Source organism: Winogradskyella sp. HB-48 (genome assembly GCF_049942685.1).
In the GTDB taxonomy this organism is placed as follows: Bacteria; Bacteroidota; Bacteroidia; order Flavobacteriales; family Flavobacteriaceae; genus Winogradskyella.
Map to the genome: position 1 here is coordinate 2,109,637 of NZ_CP187934.1, position 17,230 is coordinate 2,126,866.

Genomic DNA, 17,230 nt, shown 5'->3' on the forward strand with positions numbered 1-17,230 from the left:
AGGGGGATTTAATATCAATTTTTAAAGTTAGAAAAATGTTGTTGGATTGTAAAGAAAAACTCTATATTTGCAGTCCTAATTTGATAACCAAATTTCGGGGTGTAGCGTAGCCCGGTTATCGCGCCGCGTTTGGGACGCGGAGGTCGCAGGTTCGAATCCTGCCACCCCGACTTTAAAATAAAAAAGCTCAGCATTTGCTGAGCTTTTTTATTTTATGTAGAAATAGTTTGTTACAAACTGCTTAATTCGAAATCAATTCCTGAAATTATTACGGCGCTTACTAATACAAGTAATATAAAACCTATAATTCTTGCGCCAATTATTGTCTTTTTATCTTTTTGAAAAAGATAATCTCTTCTTTTTTCATTTTTATCCTTTATAAATTTCATTTTCTGTAATTTTTTTTGATTCTCTTTAATATAAGGTATTTAATGACATATCACAAGTTAAAAAAGGTTAAAGCTAAATGCTCAGAACATAGATAAAGTGTCTTCTTTATAAGGTTTTGTTAATTTTTCATACAGGAGGTAATACTCCATAGTTGATTTTTAAGATTGGTCGATTATTTTTTAATGGTAGTCAGGGTTTGTTTAGTTTAACTTACTGAAAAGTAATTCATTTATGTTAACCTTTATTGTGCCAGTAAAAAGTAAGCGTGTTTCTAGCGATTGGTTAGAGTTTTGTAATCTTGTTGAACGGACTTTTAAGTCTATCTGCAATCAGACTGATCAAAATTTCAAATTAGTTGCGGTTTGTCATGAAATTCCTCAAATAAATTTTACACATAAAAACATCAATTATTTACAAGTTGATTTTGATGCGCCTGTAAGAAGACAGAATGAATCAAGTGAAAGTATAAATAAGCGTAGGGAGATTGATAAAGGTAAAAAGCTAAAGTTAGGAGCGGATTATGCAAGAAATGAATTAGTGAGCGACTATATCATGACCGTGGATTCAGATGATTATGTCAGCTGCCGAATAGCCGAGTTCGTTAACAAATCTAGTGGTGATGAACCTGGATGGTACATAAAAAATGGTTATTTGCATTTTGAGGGTAAATCCTTTTTGTTTGCAACGTTTAAATTTAGTTATCTCTGTGGGAGTTCTATTATAGTAAAGCCAGAGTTGTTACAATACTTTTTTGAAGTTGATCCTATTTTATTTTTCGATCATCGTTTGACGGTTCTAAACAACACAATAAAACTTAAGCCATTACCATTTTACGGCGGTATTTATAGCATGGCAAATGGAGAAAATCATTTGATGCATGTATCGAACATAAAAAAGTTTAACAACCATAAAGGATGGTTGTCCTCAGATGGATTGAAGCGGATTGTGGCAAAACTTAGAAATTATAGTTTTCGTTTTATTACTAAAAAAATTAGGAGAGAATTTAGCTTTTACGGTTAGTACTATTCAACTCTTACATAGTTTTCAGAATAGATTCGGTTGCCTTCGTCATCTAATTCTATTTGTTGAAATTTATTAGGATATAAGTCTAAATCAAAAACAAACCGTTTTTTTTCTTCAATGACTTCATTCATAACAGCAGAACCAAAATCTAATACTTCAGTAAGTTGATCACCATCGTATATGTATGTTCCATAACCAAACCACTCAGAGGAATCTGCTGGCCTGTGTTTGCACCACATCACTTTGGTATCCGTGTACATTTTTAGTTGTCTAAAGTCAGGATTCATTTTAAAAGAATCAACAACAACATTATCCTTGTAATTATAAAAGCCTGTAAGTTCCCATGTACCCTTTAGGTCTACCAGTTTGTCATTTAGTTCGGTATTTGATGAACTACTTGTTTCTTCATTAATTTTAGCTTCATTTTTACATGATAAAGCTAATAAAAATAGCATGCTTAGGGATAGAATTTTTGCTCTCATGACAAGTTAGATTTAGCTATTAAACATTTAAAAATTAATAAATTAATTTGAGAAACTAAAACAATTTGAAAACTTTATGATGCAATAGTAAGTGTTAATAACTTCTAAGTAAGGTTTTATACAAAAATCCTACTTTTGCTCTGTAATAAAACACAAGATATGTCTGATACAATCGAGAAAGTAAAATGCTTAATAATAGGCTCTGGACCTGCTGGATATACTGCAGCAATATATGCATCTAGAGCAAATATGGAACCAGTGTTGTACCAAGGTGAGCAACCAGGAGGTCAATTAACGACTACAAATGATGTTGAAAACTTCCCTGGATATCCAGATGGCATTACAGGACCAGAAATGATGATACAATTACAAAAACAAGCAGAGCGTTTTGGCACAGATGTTCGTCATGGGTGGATAACTAAAGTTGATTTTACAGGTGATATACACAAAGTTTGGGTTAACGATGAAAAGGAAATCCACGCTTCTACAGTTATTATTTCTACAGGTGCTTCGGCAAAGTATTTAGGTTTGCCATCAGAACAAAAGTATTTGCAATTGGGTGGTGGGGTTTCGGCTTGTGCGGTTTGTGATGGTTTCTTTTACAGAAATCAGGAAGTAGTGATTGTTGGTGCAGGAGATTCTGCTTGTGAAGAGGCACACTACTTATCAAAGCTTTGTAAAAAAGTGACCATGTTGGTGCGCCGCGATGAGTTTAGAGCATCTAAAATTATGGCAGAGCGCGTAAAAAAAACAGAAAATATCGAAATCTTATATAATACTGAAACTGAAGAGGTTTTGGGAGACGGCCAAGTTGTAACTGGAGTTAGGGTGTTTAATAATCAAACTAACGAAAAGCAAGATATTCCTGCAACAGGTTTCTTTGTGGCTATAGGCCATAAGCCTAATACAGATATATTTAAGGGTCAGATAGATTTAGATGAAACAGGTTACATCGTCAATGCACAACCAGGAACAAGCAAAACTAATATAGAAGGAGTCTTTGTAAGTGGAGATGCTGCAGACCATGTTTACAGGCAGGCTATTACAGCAGCTGGTACTGGTTGTATGGCTGCGTTAGATGCTGAGCGCTATTTAGCAGCTAAGGAATCTGATTTCGAAGTGGCAACTTCAACCTACAATTAGTTGTCAAAAAACAATATATTTTACTAGATATTTAAATCCTAAGCATTGCGCTTAGGATTTTTATTTTGAATATATTTCAAAAAATCACTATTAAAAAGAGAATAATTTATAAAAAACAGTCAAATGTGATAAATGTCATAAAATTTCGTATTTGAAATACTAACCTTTGTATTAAATTAATTAGTAGACACAATGCAATTATTTAAACACTTACCCAAAAAAACACTGCTCTTCACAATGCTATTTTTTATTTCGGCAGTGGCACACACTCAAACTTACAAACTTGATAACAGCACTTCCTTTATGAAGATAGAGGGAACGTCATCTTTGCATGATTGGCATATAGATGTTGAAAACCAAGCAGGTAATTTGAATTTAGAACAGTCTGAAACAATTACCGTAAAAGAGCTTAATATTACTGTAGAAAGTGAAAGTTTAAAAAGTGGAAAATCCAAAATGGATAAGAACACCTACAAAGCTTTAGAAACTGATGACTACAAGAAGATAACCTTTAAGTTAACAAAGACATCAGAAATCAAAAAAATATCTGATAATACATATGAGCTTAATGGTATTGGAGAATTAACTATCGTTGGTAATACTAAGGAAATACCAATGTCTTTAAAACTTGAAATGAAAGATAGTATGGTTCTAATATCCGGTAAAAATGAAATAAAAATGACCGATTTTGGCGTAGAGCCACCAACCGCCCTATTAGGCACAATCAAAACCGGTGATGCCATTACCATCAGTTACAAATCAACATTTAAAACGAAATAAAACGTAATCAACTAACACAAACAAAAAATTATGAAAACTACATTAAAAACCTCAGTATTAATTATGGTCATGTTAGGACTGTTTAGCCTAAATGCCCAGAACAGAAATTTAGACAATTACAGACAACCTGATAAACGTGGTATAAATGTATTTGAAGCACCAAAAGACAGTGTTTCAACTTTTGAAAGTGTAAAAGTAAGAGTAGGTGGGCAATCGACATTGCAATATCAAGCCATAGACCATGAAAATGGTGTAGCACCAGCTGATCAAACTTCAACGAACACATTACAAGAAATAGGTTATAATTTTAACTTGGCTACAGCCAACTTAGACTTAGATGTAGCTTTAGCTAAAGGTTTAAGAATGCATTTAAGAACCTATCTATCTTCTCGTCACCACCCAGAACCTTATGTAAAAGGTGGCTATTTTCAAATAGATAACCTAGATTTCATTAGTGAAGGTTTATTAAGTAACCTTATGAAGTATACCACTGTTAAAATAGGGCATATGGAAAATAACTATGGTGATGCACATTTTAGAAGAAGTGATAATGCTCAAGCTATTTACAACCCATTTGTTGGAAACCTGATTATGGATGCTTTTACAACGGAAGTTGGGGCTGAAGTTTATTATCAAAGAAATGGATTTATTGGTATGATTGGATTCACTAATGGTAAGTTAAATCAAAATGTCCTAGAAGGTTCTAATGGTAAAACAGGTGGAGCTGCGTTTCTTGCAAAATTGGGGTATGACAAACAATTCACCGAAGATTTAAGATTCAGATTAACAGGGTCTTTATACACTACAGGATATGTTCCAAACAACTATCTTTATACAGCAGATAGAGCAGGTTCTAGATATTATTCTGTTTTATCACCTGAACAATATTTTGATTTTAGAACACAGTCTCTACAAAATACTACAGCTACTAATACATTTAGAACAGGACGTTTTGATCCTGGTTTCAGAAATAGAATTACCGCTATTATGTTCAACCCATTCGTGAAGTATGGTGGCTTGGAATTCTTTGGTACTCTGGAATTTGCAAATGGTAGAGCTGCTTCGGAATCTGATAACCGTAGTACAACACAGTTAGCTGGTGAAGTAATCTATCGCTTTGGATCTTCTGAAGACTTCTACATCGGTGGTCGTTACAATACTGTAAGTTCAGAACAATCATTTGGTGATGCAGATATAGATAGATTCCAGTTGTCAGCTGGTTATTTCTTGACTAAAAATGTTCTAGCAAAACTTGAGTATGTTGCTCAAAGCTATGATGGCTATCCATCAGATAACGTTCTCTATGAAGGTAAATTCAATGGCTTAATGTTTGAAGCCGTCATTAGCTTCTAAGATTTTAAATTAATATATTAAGGCCTTCTAACAAGAAGGCCTTTTTCTATAGTTATGAAAATTACACACTTATTCATAGGTACATTTGTCTTAATGTCCTGTCTCTTTCCTTGGAGGCATGACTTAAGCTCATTTCCGAAAACTTCTACAGTGTCTTTTTGTGAGGGAAGTTCGCTTAAGATTAAAGGAAGCTCTAATGTTAATAAGTTTGAATGTGTCCTAGATATGAATATATTATCAGAACACATGGAGGTCTTGTATGAGGAGTCAAAAGATTATTTAAATTTTACCAATACCAAATTGGTAATTCCTGCGATACATTTTGATTGTGGTGGCAAAATGATAAATAAAGATTTCCAGAAACTCCTCAATGTGGATAATTTTCCAGAAATCAAATTAGCATTAAAAAGAGTAATGAAATCAAAAATTTCTCAAGATTGTACAATGGCTACAATTGAGGTAGTTATATGCGACATTAAAAACACTTATGATGTACCCATTTCAACCTCAAAATCCATTGAGGGTATCAATATTGACGGCATTTTAGCGTTAAATATTAATGATTTTAGTCTTGAGCCACCCAAGAAAATGCTAGGAGTCATTAAGGTGTCTCCAATTATTGAGATAGAGTTTTTGTTAAATTTTAGAGTAGAATAGTTTATTATCGTTTCTTCTTTTGAAGTTTCGCTGTGTCTTCAAATTTTGTGATGGTAATTGCTGGGCTACCAAAAAGATACAGTTCAGTATCGCCAGAAGCAGCAATAGTGATATTATCTATTGTACTTATTGTTAAGTCACTATTTCCTTCTAAGATAGCATCCACAGTTTTAACATCAAACTTTGGACTATTGAAATTACTTGAATTATCTAACCTAATTACAGAACTATTTGCAGTACCTTCAATAACTGCATCTGACCGTTGATACAAATCAAAATTAGCTACTTTAGTGGTAATTAAAGCATCTAGTTTACTATTGTCACTTAATTCAATTTTTGTTGAATCTGAAGTTAGGTTTAATCTCGTTTTAGATTTCCCTGTACTCTTATAAGAAAAATTATTGGCTTTAATATTTAGATAGGCTCTAGAATCATCGCTAGTTATTAAACTAACATCTTTAAGCTCCATGGTCGTTAACGATCTAATTTCCCCATCTCCTCTAATTTCTATATTTTGAAGTGCGTCTCCATAATTAACGGTAATATTTTGGCTTTTTTTTGAAGTAATTCGCATGGTCTGTCCAAAAGATAAAACACCGTCCACGACTTCAAACTCAATAACATCATGCAAATTATCATCTGTTTCTACAGTTACAGAAGGTTTGCTGTTGTACACAATTTCAATAGAAAAATCGCCATTAACAACTATGGTATGAAAGTCATCAATGTAGGTTTGTTTAATAGTAACATTTCTATCTCCTTTAATTTTTTCTTGTGCGCTAATAATAGGTGCTGAAACCATTATTAAAACTAAAATGAGTAAAAATTTTTTCATCAATAATCTTTTTTCGCTAGTAATAAGACACAACTCAATACTAATGTCACTTTTTTAGCTATTAAACAAAGATATACAAAAACCGCCCCAAACTCTATAAAGAATTTAAAACGGTTTGTAATTGATTGGTTATGAGTTTGTTATTTTTAATAAAAGACAGTATTTTTTTGCTTTTAATCAATATAAGTTTAATTCGTCAAATTTCCTTGACTTTTCTAATAATTTAAGAAGTTAATTTAGTTTTAATATAATATTAAAATACTTAGAATTAATGTAACTACTATTCTCACTAATGTGCTCATGATTTTTTTGATTTATTTGATTGATAATGATGATTATTTCACCCAAACTGTAGCAATACCAAATTCTTAATAGACTTTGGTATTGCTCAGTAAAAGTGATTTGATTGATTGGTTCATTTTTTGATTTTATGCTCCGCAGCCTTGGCGTAAGAGTATTGATGATTACACAGCAAATGTCTGTGTTATTTTGATTGATTTAAATTCAATATGACTGAACTGTCATTTTCTTGGTATCAATTGTCATTGACTTCAAGATCAACTCCGTCTTCGTCTATTTTTAGTCTAACTTCGGATTTATCCTCTTTAGACGATGGTTCTTCTTCTGAGGTTTCATCTATTTTTTCAACTACTTTTTCTTCACAGTCAAGACATTCTATATCATCTTCTATAATTCTGAGATAATGTTTCTCCATGCTGTTTTTAAGAATGTCATTTGTAGAACTGTAATTTCTATGAAAACTGTATGTGTTTTCGTCTGCATACAATACTGAACCCTCTGGTAGATATACTATAACTTCTACATGCTGGTCACTGAATTTATTGGAAACGTCCGTTATTAGGAAGGCATCTAAAAGTAAGTCTTTGCCAGAAAAAGCATAGTTGTAGTCAATATTTTGGGCACGTTCTCTTGCCAAGTCATAACTACTGCCTCTTGCAAAGCCCTTGATTTCAATTCTACCTATCGAGTCTTTGGTAGATTTTACAATGAGCCTAATGTCTTTTGTGGATATGATATTGTTGTCGTCTTCATCCCTTAATAGTTTATAACTATGATAGTCTCTGTTGACATATCTATTGTAATTATCGTGCCCAACCATTTTTAAACGTAATGTGTCTCCTGTTTTTATGTTAAGTGGCTTTTCGTTTAGAGTGATTTTGGAGTCAAATGCATGCTCCGTTGCTTGTTTTATGCCAGTAATGACAAGTCCTATGATAGATATTAGCCATATTCCAAGTAAAGTAAACTTCGCAATATTGCCTATTGATTTTAGGTTGTTTACCAAAATCTTTAATCCTAAATAGAATATGAAAAAGAATGGAATACCAATGGCAAAAAACAGTAATAAAGACATTAACCATAAAGGAATGTTTGCTGAATTGGCAGCATCAATAAAATCCATACCAGGAAAATGCACCGCATCTGTTACACCAACTGTAAATAAAGCTACTATCAATGTGATTAATGCTCCTATACCTGTAATGATTAGGATGACTCCTATAAATTTGGCAATAATCTTAAGAAAGAACATTAATATGCTTCCTATAGAGTCAAAAAAGTTTTGCGAACTGGATTTTAATCGACTGCCTTGCTTTTGAAAATCGACACTCCTTACTGTCTCTGAAATATTATCGGTAAGATCATCTAATCCTTCCTTTAATTTTTCTCCATGCTTCTTAAAGTCAACATTTTTTACGGTTTCTGAAACCGAATCAATACTGTCTTTAATTTTTTTTTCAATGTTACTGATGTTTACAGGGTCACCTGTCATCATTAGCTTTTCAGCCGTAGTCCTAGCTTCTGGAACCAATGCCCAAAAGATAAGATAGATGAAGATGAACGTTCCACCAGAGCCTATGGCTAATAACAACCATATCAATCGCATCCAAATAGATTCTATACCAAAGTAATGCCCCAAACCAGCAGCAACACCACCAATGTATGAGTTGTCCGTGTCTCTGAATAGTTTTTTTGTAGGACCAGAGTTATATGATCTTTTTTGTTGAGGTTCGTCTTCAAAGATTTCGTCATCGACCAAATAATCTTCTGGTTGTCCCATAATGGTAATGACTTCATCTACTAGTTTAATACCTACTACTTGTTTGTCGTTTTGTATGCGCTCCGAAAATAGCTCAGCGATTCTAGCTTCTATGTCTGATATAATTTCAGAACGACCTTGAGAGTCTGTAAATGAACGTTTTATAGCCTCAAGATAGCGCGATAACTTAAGATATGCATCTTCGTCTATATGGAAGAATATACCTGCTAAATTTATATTGACTGTTTTATTCATTTTTTTGTTGTTTTTGTACTGGTTACTAGGTTTACTGCATTTTGTAATTCACTCCAAGTCGTGTTTAATTCGTTAAGAAACAATTTGCCTGTTTCTGTAAGACCATAATACTTTCTTGGTGGTCCTGATGTGGATTCTTCCCAACGATAATTGAGCAATCCAGCATTTTTCAATCTTGTTAATAGTGGATATATGGTTCCTTCTACAACAAGCATCTTTGCATCTTTTAAAGTGTCCAAGATTTCTGCAACGTAAGCATCTTCATCTTTTAAGATGGATAAGATGCAATACTCCAGAACACCTTTACGCATTTGTGCTTTTGTGTTTTCTATCTTCATAATTTAAGCGTCTTAAATTTTATTAAACTGTTCATTTTTTGATTGATTATTGATGAAATTTTATTTTAAAAAATTGATAGTCAACGGGTATTTGTATTCTAAACCATCCCTTGCAGATAGGCTTGCTTTTACAATAAGTGCTAATTCTATAATAAATCCTATTACGGCTAAAGCCCCAAGTCCACCACCTATATAAAGTAGAGGTGAAGGTTCACCTACGTTAATATGAAAATCGTGAAAGCCATGAAAATCGATAACATCTAGTCCTCTAAAAAGTTTGAAGATGAAAAACGGAACACTAATAGTGCCTATAATTATGGCATAAAGCAAAACACTAATCTGAAAGTTAATGGCTTGTTTTCCGTGCTTATCTACAAACTCTGATTTTTCCTTATTGGCAGCCCAAAGCACTATTGGTCCGATAAAGTTTCCAAACGGAATAATAAACCTTGAAAAGGTTGAAAGATGTATAAATGTTGCTAAATTTTTATGATGATTATCTATCATTTTAAAAAGTATATAATAGTTTCTTATACAAATATATGTCTAAAAGAAGGTATTATGTTACGCATAGTACTTAAAATTAACATATATTTAACATTAGTAGTGTTAATATATTTGATTTATTTTAGTGGAAAATCTAAACCGTTTTAAATGAATATATCGCCCTCAAAGCTCAATACATTCCTAATGTTTAAGCTACCTGCAGCCTATTTTACAGGAGTAAGAACAAAGTCTTTAGATGATACTACTTGTGTGGTTACCGTAAAACATCGTTGGATAAATCAAAATCCTTTTAACTCTATGTTTTGGGCAGTACAAGGTATGGCTGCGGAGTTAACCACAGGTGCTTTAGTGATGAAAAAGATAAAAGAAAGCGGTAAAAAGATATCCATGTTAGTTGCCAATAATAATGCATCGTTTACAAAGAAAGCCACAGGAAGAATTACATTTACATGCAAAGAGGGTCATAAAATAGATGATGCCATATCTAAAGCTATTGAAACAGGTGAAGGACAAACCGTTTGGCTAAGTGCCAATGGAGTCAATTCAGATGGAGTAGAAGTGTCTGCTTTTAATTTTGAATGGACGCTTAAAGTAAAAAGTTAATGTCATTTCTAACCAAGTGAAGCAATCTCATTAAAATGTAACAAAATGTTATTTTAAACAACATATACATACATCAACCAAAAAACAAAAATATTATGGAAAAATTACCAGATTTTACAGATAGAAATGCACACGAAATAGATTACAGAATCTACGGTGAGGAAATGCAATATGTTGAAATAGAATTAGACCCACAAGAAGCGGTTATTGCGGAGTCTGGCAGTTTTATGATGATGGACGACGGTATTAAAATGGATACCATTTTTGGAGATGGTTCCCAAAAGGATAAAGGCTTCCTAGGAAAAATTCTAGGTGCCGGAAAACGTATCCTTACAGGAGAAAGTTTGTTTATGACTGCTTTTTATAACGACCTTACGGGAAAGCGAAATGTATCATTTGCATCTCCATATCCAGGGAAAATTATACCAATTGATTTAACAGAGTTTAGAGGAAAGTTTATTTGCCAGAAAGACGCCTTTCTTTGTGCTGCTAAAGGTGTAAGTGTTGGTATTGAGTTTTCCAAAAAATTAGGGAGAGGCTTATTTGGTGGAGAAGGCTTTATTATGCAGAAGTTAGAAGGTGATGGTATGGCATTTGTACATGCTGGTGGAACCATGGCAGAAAAAACCTTACAGCCTGGTGAAACCTTACGCGTCGATACCGGTTGTATCGTTGGTTTTACACAAGATGTAGATTACGATATTGAGTTTGTTGGCGGTATCAAGAACTCAATTTTTGGAGGAGAAGGTCTGTTCTTTGCCAAATTAAGAGGGCCAGGAAAAGTATACATACAATCGTTGCCATTTAGCAGATTAGCAGATAGAGTTATAGCATCAGCACCAAAAGCAGGGGGTAAAAGCAGAGGAGAAGGAAGTATTCTTGGAGGTTTAGGTGATTTGTTAGATGGTGATAATCGATTTTAAATTGTAGTTAGTAGGAAAATTTGACAAAAGGTTGTGTTTTTAACGCAACCTTTTTTGGTTTTTTGTATCTTGTAAATAGCTATTAATCAAATTCTAAATCTATGAAAACCTTTTATCTATCAATCCTTCTGCTATGTGTTTTCAAAATAAGTAATGCTCAGATTGTTAATATACCAGATACAAACTTTAAAAATGCGCTTTTAAATCACGATCCTGTTATAGATACAAATGGTGATGGTGAAATACAGGTTTCTGAGGCAGAACTTGCGACGATAATTAATGTTAGTTCAATAAGTTTTTCTTCTTTTCAGGGTTTGGAGGCTTTTGTTAATCTTATAGAATTAGAACTAGGCAATTTTTCATATTATAACAATGACTTTGTTATTGAAAATTTACCAAATTTAGAATCATTGTATATCTTTAATTTTTATGCTTCTAACTTAACTTTAAATAACCTCCCAAGTTTATATGAATTAAACGTTAATTACAACCAAAATGAATTTTTTAACACAATAGATTTTAACAATTGTAATAATCTTGAAGTTTTGATTTTAACTGATACATTTTTTATATCTAGTTTGGATTTAAGTCAGCTTGTGAATTTGAAAGAGATTCATTTATATACTCTAAGTTATTTAGAAAATTTAGATATATCAAACAATATATATATCGAAGTGTTTAATTTATCAGCAACAGGAATCACTCAATTAGATTTCAGTAACCACCCAAATTTAGAATCATTAGGTGTCTATTGGCAAGGTTTAAATTACTTGGATATTTCTAGTAACTCAAATCTTATTGATCTTCAAATTGATGGTGGTAATTTTGATAATTTAGATTTGAGTCAGAAGCCTAATTTAAACGTTTTATATTTAGGAGCAATCACTGCGGAGTGGATTAATTTAAAAAACGGGTATACACCAAGTCAGTGGTTTAATGTTTCAGCATATATTAATGTGGATTATATTTGCGCGGATGAAAGTGATATAGAGATATTAGGGAACCTTAATTTAATTTATAACCCTGTTATTAATTCTTATTGCTCATTTACACCAGGTGGAGAATACTACACTATTGAAGGAGAAAGTAGAGTAGATGCTAATACCAATGGTTGTGATGTTGGTGATAATTTTTACCCAAGCATAAAATTAGAACTTACGGATGGCACCAATAACGGAACATATTTAGCAGATACTTCTGGAAGTTATTCTGTACCAGTTTCGGAAGGTATACATACAATTAATCCTGTTTTAGAAAACACAGATTATTTTACGGTATCACCCAATGTTGCAACAGTAACTTTTCCAGATGATGGTAATGCCCACATACAAGATTTCTGTTTGATTCCAGATGGTGTACATAACGATGTAGAGGTAATTATAGTGCCAACATCTCAAGCAGTTCCTGGTTTTGATTCTTACTACAAGATTATTTATAGAAATAAAGGTAACACTACATTAAGTGGTAGTATAAGTTTTGATTTTGAAGATGATTTTATGGATTTTCTATCGGCTATACCAACTGAGGACATTAATGCTATTGATAATCTGCAATGGAATTATACAGATTTACAACCTTTTGAAACAAGAGAAATTGAGGTAGTGTTTAATCTCAATACGCCAACGGACTCAACTTTTCCCTTAAACGATGGTGATGAACTAGATTTTGAAGTGACAATAGATCCAATATTAAATGATGAGACCGCAAGTGACAACTCATTTGGCTTAAAGCAAATAGTAGTGAACTCTTATGACCCTAATGATGTTACATGCTTAGAGGGTGTCGCAATTTTACCAGAGCATGTTGGCGAATATGTACATTACAGAATTAGATTTGAAAATCTTGGTACAGCTAATGCTACTAATGTTGTGGTAAAGGATGTTATTGACACAACTAAATTTGATGTATCGTCTCTTATTCCACTACATGCAAGCCACAATTATACCACACGTATTAGAGAAGGCAATATTGTTGAGTTTATTTTTGAAGGAATCAATTTGCCTTTTGATGATGCTAACAATGATGGTTATGTGGTTTTTAAAATCAAAACTTTAGATTCTTTGCAATTAGGTGATACCTTTACCAATCAGGCAGAGATATATTTCGATTTTAATTTTCCAGTTATAACAAATATGTACTCAACATCAGTTCAGGAAAATCTTAGCGTTAATGATTTTGAACTGAATGATGTGGTATTGTTTCCCAATCCAGTAAACAATCAACTGTATGTTAAATCAAAATTGAACATTGGCACCATTAAGATTTTTGATATCAATGGTAGGTTAATTCAAAACAAAACAATGAATGATTCAAATGTTCAAAACGAGGTATCTGTTTCAGCTCTAAAATCTGGGGTTTACTTTATAGAAGTATATTCAAACGGACAAAAAGAAGTACTTAAATTTGTTAAAAAATAATGTTGATTGATTGTTAATCAACTAATTAAAGCGTAAGAATTCCCTTTTAACAAATTAAACGTTCAACGAGAAATTTCAACTTTTAACATAATAAGCTGTTAAACTTTAATGGTTTGATTTCAAAAATTGTGATTTTTTTCTATCTTAGAAATTGAATTGAAACAATAGCCTATAGAGAAAAACTACTTTTTTGTTGAACCTAAACTTAAAATTACCTATGGCGAGAGCAATGTTTGAGTACACTAAAACTGTACTTAAAAAGGTGAGTTTTGATGCGACATTATTCTGTAAAGAAGTGGAAAAAGCAGTTAAACGTTTACTGCCTCACGAACTAGAAGAATTGCGAATTTTTATTCAGTCCCTAATCAATCAGAACCCTGAATTAAATCAATGTTTAATTTATTTAAAAGCATAGAAAAAAGCGACTTACGAGTCGCTTTTTTTATTTAGATATTGGGCTTATAATTTCCACATCACTAAAAGCAATGGCGCCGCGTATAATGCCAGAGATAACACTGTGCATGGCATCTATAATTTGCATTTTTAATTCACTTTTGTGATAAATAATGCTTACTTCTCTTGCTGGTGAAGGCTTTGCAAAATGTCTTAGATTAGGACTTAACTTTTCTTTTAAATCTAGTGTGTGCAAATAAGGTAAAAGCGTCATGCCCATACCTTCGTTAGATAGTTTTATCAATGTTTCAATACTACCGCTTTCTAACTGAAAATGTTCATCCATCTGGTCTTTAAAGGTTTTACAAAGATTAATAACTCCTTCTCTAAAACAATGACCATCTTCTAACAGTAGCATGTCTTCAATATCTAAATCTGATACTTCAATGGTCTTCTTATCACGTAACCTATGATTGTCTGGTATGTAGGCTACAAAAGGTTCGTAATACAAAACACGTTCTTTAATGTTATCGCTTTCGAGCGGAGTTGCAGCTATGGCAGCGTCAAGGTGACCATCATTGATTCGGGTAAGTATTTCTTCAGTCGTAAGCTCTTCAATTTTTAATTTTACCTTGGGATATTTTTTGATAAAATTTTTAAGAAACATAGGTAAAAGCGTTGGCATAATGGTCGGTATGATGCCCAACCTAAATTCTCCGCCAATAAATCCTTTCTGCTGATCGACTATGTCTTGTATACGCTCTGCTTCATTAACAATGTTTCTAGCCTGAAATACTATTTTTCTTCCAACTTCCGTAAGCTCAATAGGTTTTTTACCTCTATCAAAGATGACAACATCTAGTTCGTCCTCTAATTTTTGTATCTGTGTACTCAAAGTAGGCTGGGTTACAAAACACTTTTCAGCCGCTTTGGTAAAATTTTTGTGCTCTGCAATGGCTAAGGCATATTTAAGTTGTGTGATGGTCATGACTATTTAATTAGACTATAAAAATATAAAAACTATTTATAAAATCTATAGTAATTATGGTTTTGTTTAGTGATAAATTTGAATGAACATTAAAACACAACAAAATGACACTAAATAGCATAGGTTTAGATATACAAAAAACAAAAGATTTAGCTGAAAAATTAAATCAGCTTTTGGCAAATTTTCAATTATACTATCAAAATTTAAGAGGTATTCATTGGAATATTAAAGGGCGTACGTTCTTTGACTTACACGCAAAGTTTGAAGAACTTTACACAGATGCTAATTTAAAGGTTGATGAGATTGCAGAGCGTATTTTAACACTAGGGGCAACACCATTGCATACTTTTGAAGATTACACAAAAGCAGCTAAAGTTCCTGTAGGGAAAAACATCTCTAAAGATGAAAAAGCAGTAGAGTTGATCGTAAATTCACTTACAGAATTACTAAAAATTGAAAGAGGTATCCTTGAAGCTTCTGATGAAGCCAATGATGAAGGTACCAATTCAATGATGAGTGATTTTATTACCGAGCAAGAGAAAACAGTTTGGATGATGAAGGCTTGGCTAGGTGAAACAGTCTAAATTATCAATACAAACTAATAAATAAAGAAAAGCCTTCAATGTAAAACTCACACATTGAGGGCTTTTATATTAATCAACTTACTAACTTTAAGTTTTTTAGTCTTATTCACAATTACGTTCTAGAAATAAATATTCATTTGTAGACTCTAATTGTATAAATTCTTCACTACAACTTACTACTGTCCAATCTAGGCTAGAAATATCACCAAAAGGTTCTGAAAGCACAAAGAACATAAAAACTTCGTTTGATACAGGATTGCTAGCCAATTGCCATGTACCTGAAACACTTGCTCCATCTGAACTAGCATTAACTGTACCATCAGAATTGAAAACAAAATTGAGGACTTGGTTATTAGAATTTAAGCTTGTGACAGCATTCCACTCACATTGTGCGAGATAAGCAGCTAATTCTTGCTCACTACAATTCGCAGGATTGTTATCTTCTTCACAGTCAACAAAATCTTCAGCAGTAAATCCGAAACATTCTGCAAAACATGCGTTTGGATATACCTCTATTACAGTCTCACCAGTAGGAGTTGTATATTGTACACAAACAGGATCTTCTGGTAAGTCTAAACATTCTAAACAATCATCATTTCCGCCACCATTGTAATCTCCATAACAGTCTGCTAAGATAGCTTCAATATCTTCAGGTCCATTGATGGTTACAACCGTCTCATTTTCTAAGGTAACTGTAAAAGGATAAACAAAATCAAAAACGTAAACACCGTATAATGCTGTTCCTAATTCTTCCTCAGAATTTATTGTGATTGTATTTCCATCTTCTGTAACAACAGAAATAGGAAAGTTTAACTCAAAACATTCAAAACCACCACCAGCATAGTAATCATCTTGGCAGTCTTCAATGAAATCTTCGGCTGTAAATCCATCACATTCTGCATAGCATGCATTTGGATAGGTTACAACAAAACTTCCACCATTTGGATCCGTTATTTCTACACAAACAGGATTAAAATCCTCGAAACAATCACATGCTTCAAAATCATCAAATTCACAACTCGTAAGCAATTCAACGAATTCTTCTTCATTTTCAATAGTCTCGATATCTATTGAGTTATTGTCACCATTGAAGACTTCTACATCAAAAGGGAATGCAATTCCATTTATGTAAAGCTCATTTGTAGAGGCTAACATAATATCTATTAGTCCGTCTAAACTTTCAACAGTAACAGTTGCTCCATTGTTGTAGGATAACGTTAGTGGATACACAAAATCAAAGCAGAAATCTAGGACAATATTTCCTGTAGGGTTATCGCTTTGGTTTACATTTCCAGAATCATTAAACTTTGCTCGCAATTGATCAAGAGCCATTGAAATGGATTGACTTTCCTCGGTTTGTTGCGGGTTTTCACCAACAGGTTCGTTGTTAGTGCATGATGTTACCATCAGTAGAGAAAACGCTAAGCTAAATAGTGCTAATTTTAAATTTTTCATTTTTAATAATTTTTTGGTTTTAACTTGTTATATCGAGGTTAATCA

Annotated in this window: 18 protein-coding genes and 1 tRNA gene; 11 read left to right on the forward strand and 8 right to left on the reverse strand. The window is 32.8% G+C overall.

Features of this window, described 5'->3' with window-relative positions:
• Positions 1 to 95 precede the first annotated feature (95 nt).
• Positions 96 to 170 (forward strand) — tRNA-Pro (locus ACPX19_RS09495).
• Positions 171 to 230: 60 nt separating this feature from the next.
• On the opposite strand, the gene ACPX19_RS09500 is transcribed toward ACPX19_RS09495, so the two are convergent.
• Entirely contained in the window at positions 231 to 389 is a 159-nt protein-coding gene (locus ACPX19_RS09500; RefSeq protein ID WP_426429767.1) for a hypothetical protein, read from the reverse strand.
• 232 nt (positions 390 to 621) lie between these two features.
• Between ACPX19_RS09500 and ACPX19_RS09505 the strand changes: the two genes are divergently transcribed.
• Positions 622 to 1,410, forward strand: coding sequence for a hypothetical protein (locus ACPX19_RS09505; protein WP_426429768.1), 789 nt, complete (start codon positions 622 to 624; stop codon positions 1,408 to 1,410).
• Between the two features lie 2 nt (positions 1,411 to 1,412).
• Here the strand turns inward: ACPX19_RS09505 and ACPX19_RS09510 are convergent, their stop codons facing one another.
• On the reverse strand, positions 1,413 to 1,895 hold the full coding sequence (locus tag ACPX19_RS09510) for a hypothetical protein (protein ID WP_426429769.1): 483 nt from the start codon (positions 1,893 to 1,895) through the stop codon (positions 1,413 to 1,415).
• A gap of 159 nt (positions 1,896 to 2,054) precedes the next feature.
• Between ACPX19_RS09510 and trxB the strand changes: the two genes are divergently transcribed.
• From trxB to ACPX19_RS09530, 4 genes are all read left to right on the forward strand, one after another.
• Positions 2,055 to 3,038, forward strand: a complete 984-nt coding sequence (trxB, locus tag ACPX19_RS09515; protein WP_426429770.1) for a thioredoxin-disulfide reductase — start codon at positions 2,055 to 2,057, stop codon at positions 3,036 to 3,038.
• A gap of 237 nt (positions 3,039 to 3,275) precedes the next feature.
• Complete coding sequence (locus ACPX19_RS09520; RefSeq protein WP_426432449.1) at positions 3,276 to 3,818, forward strand: YceI family protein; 543 nt, start codon at positions 3,276 to 3,278, stop codon at positions 3,816 to 3,818.
• A gap of 30 nt (positions 3,819 to 3,848) precedes the next feature.
• Complete coding sequence (locus tag ACPX19_RS09525) at positions 3,849 to 5,171, forward strand: hypothetical protein (RefSeq protein ID WP_426429771.1); 1,323 nt, start codon at positions 3,849 to 3,851, stop codon at positions 5,169 to 5,171.
• Positions 5,172 to 5,225: 54 nt separating this feature from the next.
• The gene (locus ACPX19_RS09530) at positions 5,226 to 5,828 is read left to right on the forward strand and encodes a hypothetical protein (RefSeq protein ID WP_426429772.1); all 603 of its coding nucleotides are present in this window, start codon (positions 5,226 to 5,228) and stop codon (positions 5,826 to 5,828) included.
• 4 nt (positions 5,829 to 5,832) lie between these two features.
• Here ACPX19_RS09530 and ACPX19_RS09535 read toward each other — a convergent pair whose 3' ends face one another.
• The 4 genes from ACPX19_RS09535 to ACPX19_RS09550 all read right to left on the reverse strand — a co-directional run bounded on the left by ACPX19_RS09535 (position 5,833) and on the right by ACPX19_RS09550 (position 9,822).
• Positions 5,833 to 6,663: a GIN domain-containing protein gene (locus ACPX19_RS09535; RefSeq protein WP_426429773.1), complete on the reverse strand. Its 831-nt coding sequence runs from the start codon at positions 6,661 to 6,663 to the stop codon at positions 5,833 to 5,835.
• Positions 6,664 to 7,198: 535 nt separating this feature from the next.
• A complete protein-coding gene (locus ACPX19_RS09540; RefSeq protein ID WP_426429774.1) occupies positions 7,199 to 8,977 on the reverse strand; it encodes a PspC domain-containing protein in 1,779 nt (592 codons plus the stop codon).
• Positions 8,974 to 9,315 carry a PadR family transcriptional regulator gene (locus ACPX19_RS09545; protein WP_426429775.1) on the reverse strand — a complete coding sequence of 114 codons (342 nt, stop codon included), beginning with the start codon at positions 9,313 to 9,315 and terminating at the stop codon, positions 8,974 to 8,976. Before ACPX19_RS09545 ends, ACPX19_RS09540 begins: the two co-directional genes overlap by 4 nt.
• A gap of 60 nt (positions 9,316 to 9,375) precedes the next feature.
• Positions 9,376 to 9,822 carry a DUF4870 domain-containing protein gene (locus ACPX19_RS09550; protein WP_426429776.1) on the reverse strand — a complete coding sequence of 149 codons (447 nt, stop codon included), beginning with the start codon at positions 9,820 to 9,822 and terminating at the stop codon, positions 9,376 to 9,378.
• A gap of 147 nt (positions 9,823 to 9,969) precedes the next feature.
• Here ACPX19_RS09550 and ACPX19_RS09555 point away from each other — a divergent pair, with 147 nt between their 5' ends.
• The 4 genes from ACPX19_RS09555 to ACPX19_RS09570 all read left to right on the forward strand — a co-directional run bounded on the left by ACPX19_RS09555 (position 9,970) and on the right by ACPX19_RS09570 (position 14,180).
• Positions 9,970 to 10,425 carry a DUF4442 domain-containing protein gene (locus ACPX19_RS09555; RefSeq protein WP_426429777.1) on the forward strand — a complete coding sequence of 152 codons (456 nt, stop codon included), beginning with the start codon at positions 9,970 to 9,972 and terminating at the stop codon, positions 10,423 to 10,425.
• A gap of 95 nt (positions 10,426 to 10,520) precedes the next feature.
• Positions 10,521 to 11,348, forward strand: a complete 828-nt coding sequence (locus ACPX19_RS09560; protein WP_426429778.1) for a TIGR00266 family protein — start codon at positions 10,521 to 10,523, stop codon at positions 11,346 to 11,348.
• A 101-nt stretch (positions 11,349 to 11,449) separates the two neighbouring features.
• Entirely contained in the window at positions 11,450 to 13,765 is a 2,316-nt protein-coding gene (locus ACPX19_RS09565; protein WP_426429779.1) for a DUF7619 domain-containing protein, read from the forward strand.
• A gap of 217 nt (positions 13,766 to 13,982) precedes the next feature.
• A complete protein-coding gene (locus ACPX19_RS09570; protein ID WP_320556516.1) occupies positions 13,983 to 14,180 on the forward strand; it encodes a hypothetical protein in 198 nt (65 codons plus the stop codon).
• A 27-nt stretch (positions 14,181 to 14,207) separates the two neighbouring features.
• On the opposite strand, the gene ACPX19_RS09575 is transcribed toward ACPX19_RS09570, so the two are convergent.
• The gene (locus ACPX19_RS09575) at positions 14,208 to 15,146 is read right to left on the reverse strand and encodes a LysR substrate-binding domain-containing protein (RefSeq protein ID WP_426429780.1); all 939 of its coding nucleotides are present in this window, start codon (positions 15,144 to 15,146) and stop codon (positions 14,208 to 14,210) included.
• Between the two features lie 104 nt (positions 15,147 to 15,250).
• Between ACPX19_RS09575 and ACPX19_RS09580 the strand changes: the two genes are divergently transcribed.
• The gene (locus ACPX19_RS09580) at positions 15,251 to 15,730 is read left to right on the forward strand and encodes a Dps family protein (RefSeq protein WP_426429781.1); all 480 of its coding nucleotides are present in this window, start codon (positions 15,251 to 15,253) and stop codon (positions 15,728 to 15,730) included.
• Between the two features lie 102 nt (positions 15,731 to 15,832).
• On the opposite strand, the gene ACPX19_RS09585 is transcribed toward ACPX19_RS09580, so the two are convergent.
• Positions 15,833 to 17,185, reverse strand: coding sequence for a hypothetical protein (locus ACPX19_RS09585; protein ID WP_426429782.1), 1,353 nt, complete (start codon positions 17,183 to 17,185; stop codon positions 15,833 to 15,835).
• Between the last annotated feature and the right edge of the window lie 45 nt (positions 17,186 to 17,230).

Bases quoted from the DNA above. Each gene is read 5' to 3' on its own strand.
- ACPX19_RS09585 (WP_426429782.1), bottom strand. From the start codon at position 17,185: ATGAAAAATTTAAAATTAGCACTATTTAGCTTAGCGTTTTCTCTACTG.
- ACPX19_RS09500 (WP_426429767.1), bottom strand. From the start codon at position 389: ATGAAATTTATAAAGGATAAAAATGAAAAAAGAAGAGATTATCTTTTT.
- ACPX19_RS09510 (WP_426429769.1), bottom strand. From the start codon at position 1,895: ATGAGAGCAAAAATTCTATCCCTAAGCATGCTATTTTTATTAGCTTTA.
- ACPX19_RS09520 (WP_426432449.1), top strand. From the start codon at position 3,276: ATGCTATTTTTTATTTCGGCAGTGGCACACACTCAAACTTACAAACTT.
- ACPX19_RS09565 (WP_426429779.1), top strand. From the start codon at position 11,450: ATGAAAACCTTTTATCTATCAATCCTTCTGCTATGTGTTTTCAAAATA.
- ACPX19_RS09505 (WP_426429768.1), top strand. From the start codon at position 622: ATGTTAACCTTTATTGTGCCAGTAAAAAGTAAGCGTGTTTCTAGCGAT.
- ACPX19_RS09570 (WP_320556516.1), top strand. From the start codon at position 13,983: ATGGCGAGAGCAATGTTTGAGTACACTAAAACTGTACTTAAAAAGGTG.
- ACPX19_RS09530 (WP_426429772.1), top strand. From the start codon at position 5,226: ATGAAAATTACACACTTATTCATAGGTACATTTGTCTTAATGTCCTGT.
- ACPX19_RS09525 (WP_426429771.1), top strand. From the start codon at position 3,849: ATGAAAACTACATTAAAAACCTCAGTATTAATTATGGTCATGTTAGGA.
- ACPX19_RS09545 (WP_426429775.1), bottom strand. From the start codon at position 9,315: ATGAAGATAGAAAACACAAAAGCACAAATGCGTAAAGGTGTTCTGGAG.
- ACPX19_RS09555 (WP_426429777.1), top strand. From the start codon at position 9,970: ATGAATATATCGCCCTCAAAGCTCAATACATTCCTAATGTTTAAGCTA.
- ACPX19_RS09550 (WP_426429776.1), bottom strand. From the start codon at position 9,822: ATGATAGATAATCATCATAAAAATTTAGCAACATTTATACATCTTTCA.
- ACPX19_RS09575 (WP_426429780.1), bottom strand. From the start codon at position 15,146: ATGACCATCACACAACTTAAATATGCCTTAGCCATTGCAGAGCACAAA.
- ACPX19_RS09535 (WP_426429773.1), bottom strand. From the start codon at position 6,663: ATGAAAAAATTTTTACTCATTTTAGTTTTAATAATGGTTTCAGCACCT.
- ACPX19_RS09580 (WP_426429781.1), top strand. From the start codon at position 15,251: ATGACACTAAATAGCATAGGTTTAGATATACAAAAAACAAAAGATTTA.
- ACPX19_RS09540 (WP_426429774.1), bottom strand. From the start codon at position 8,977: ATGAATAAAACAGTCAATATAAATTTAGCAGGTATATTCTTCCATATA.
- ACPX19_RS09560 (WP_426429778.1), top strand. From the start codon at position 10,521: ATGGAAAAATTACCAGATTTTACAGATAGAAATGCACACGAAATAGAT.
- trxB (WP_426429770.1), top strand. From the start codon at position 2,055: ATGTCTGATACAATCGAGAAAGTAAAATGCTTAATAATAGGCTCTGGA.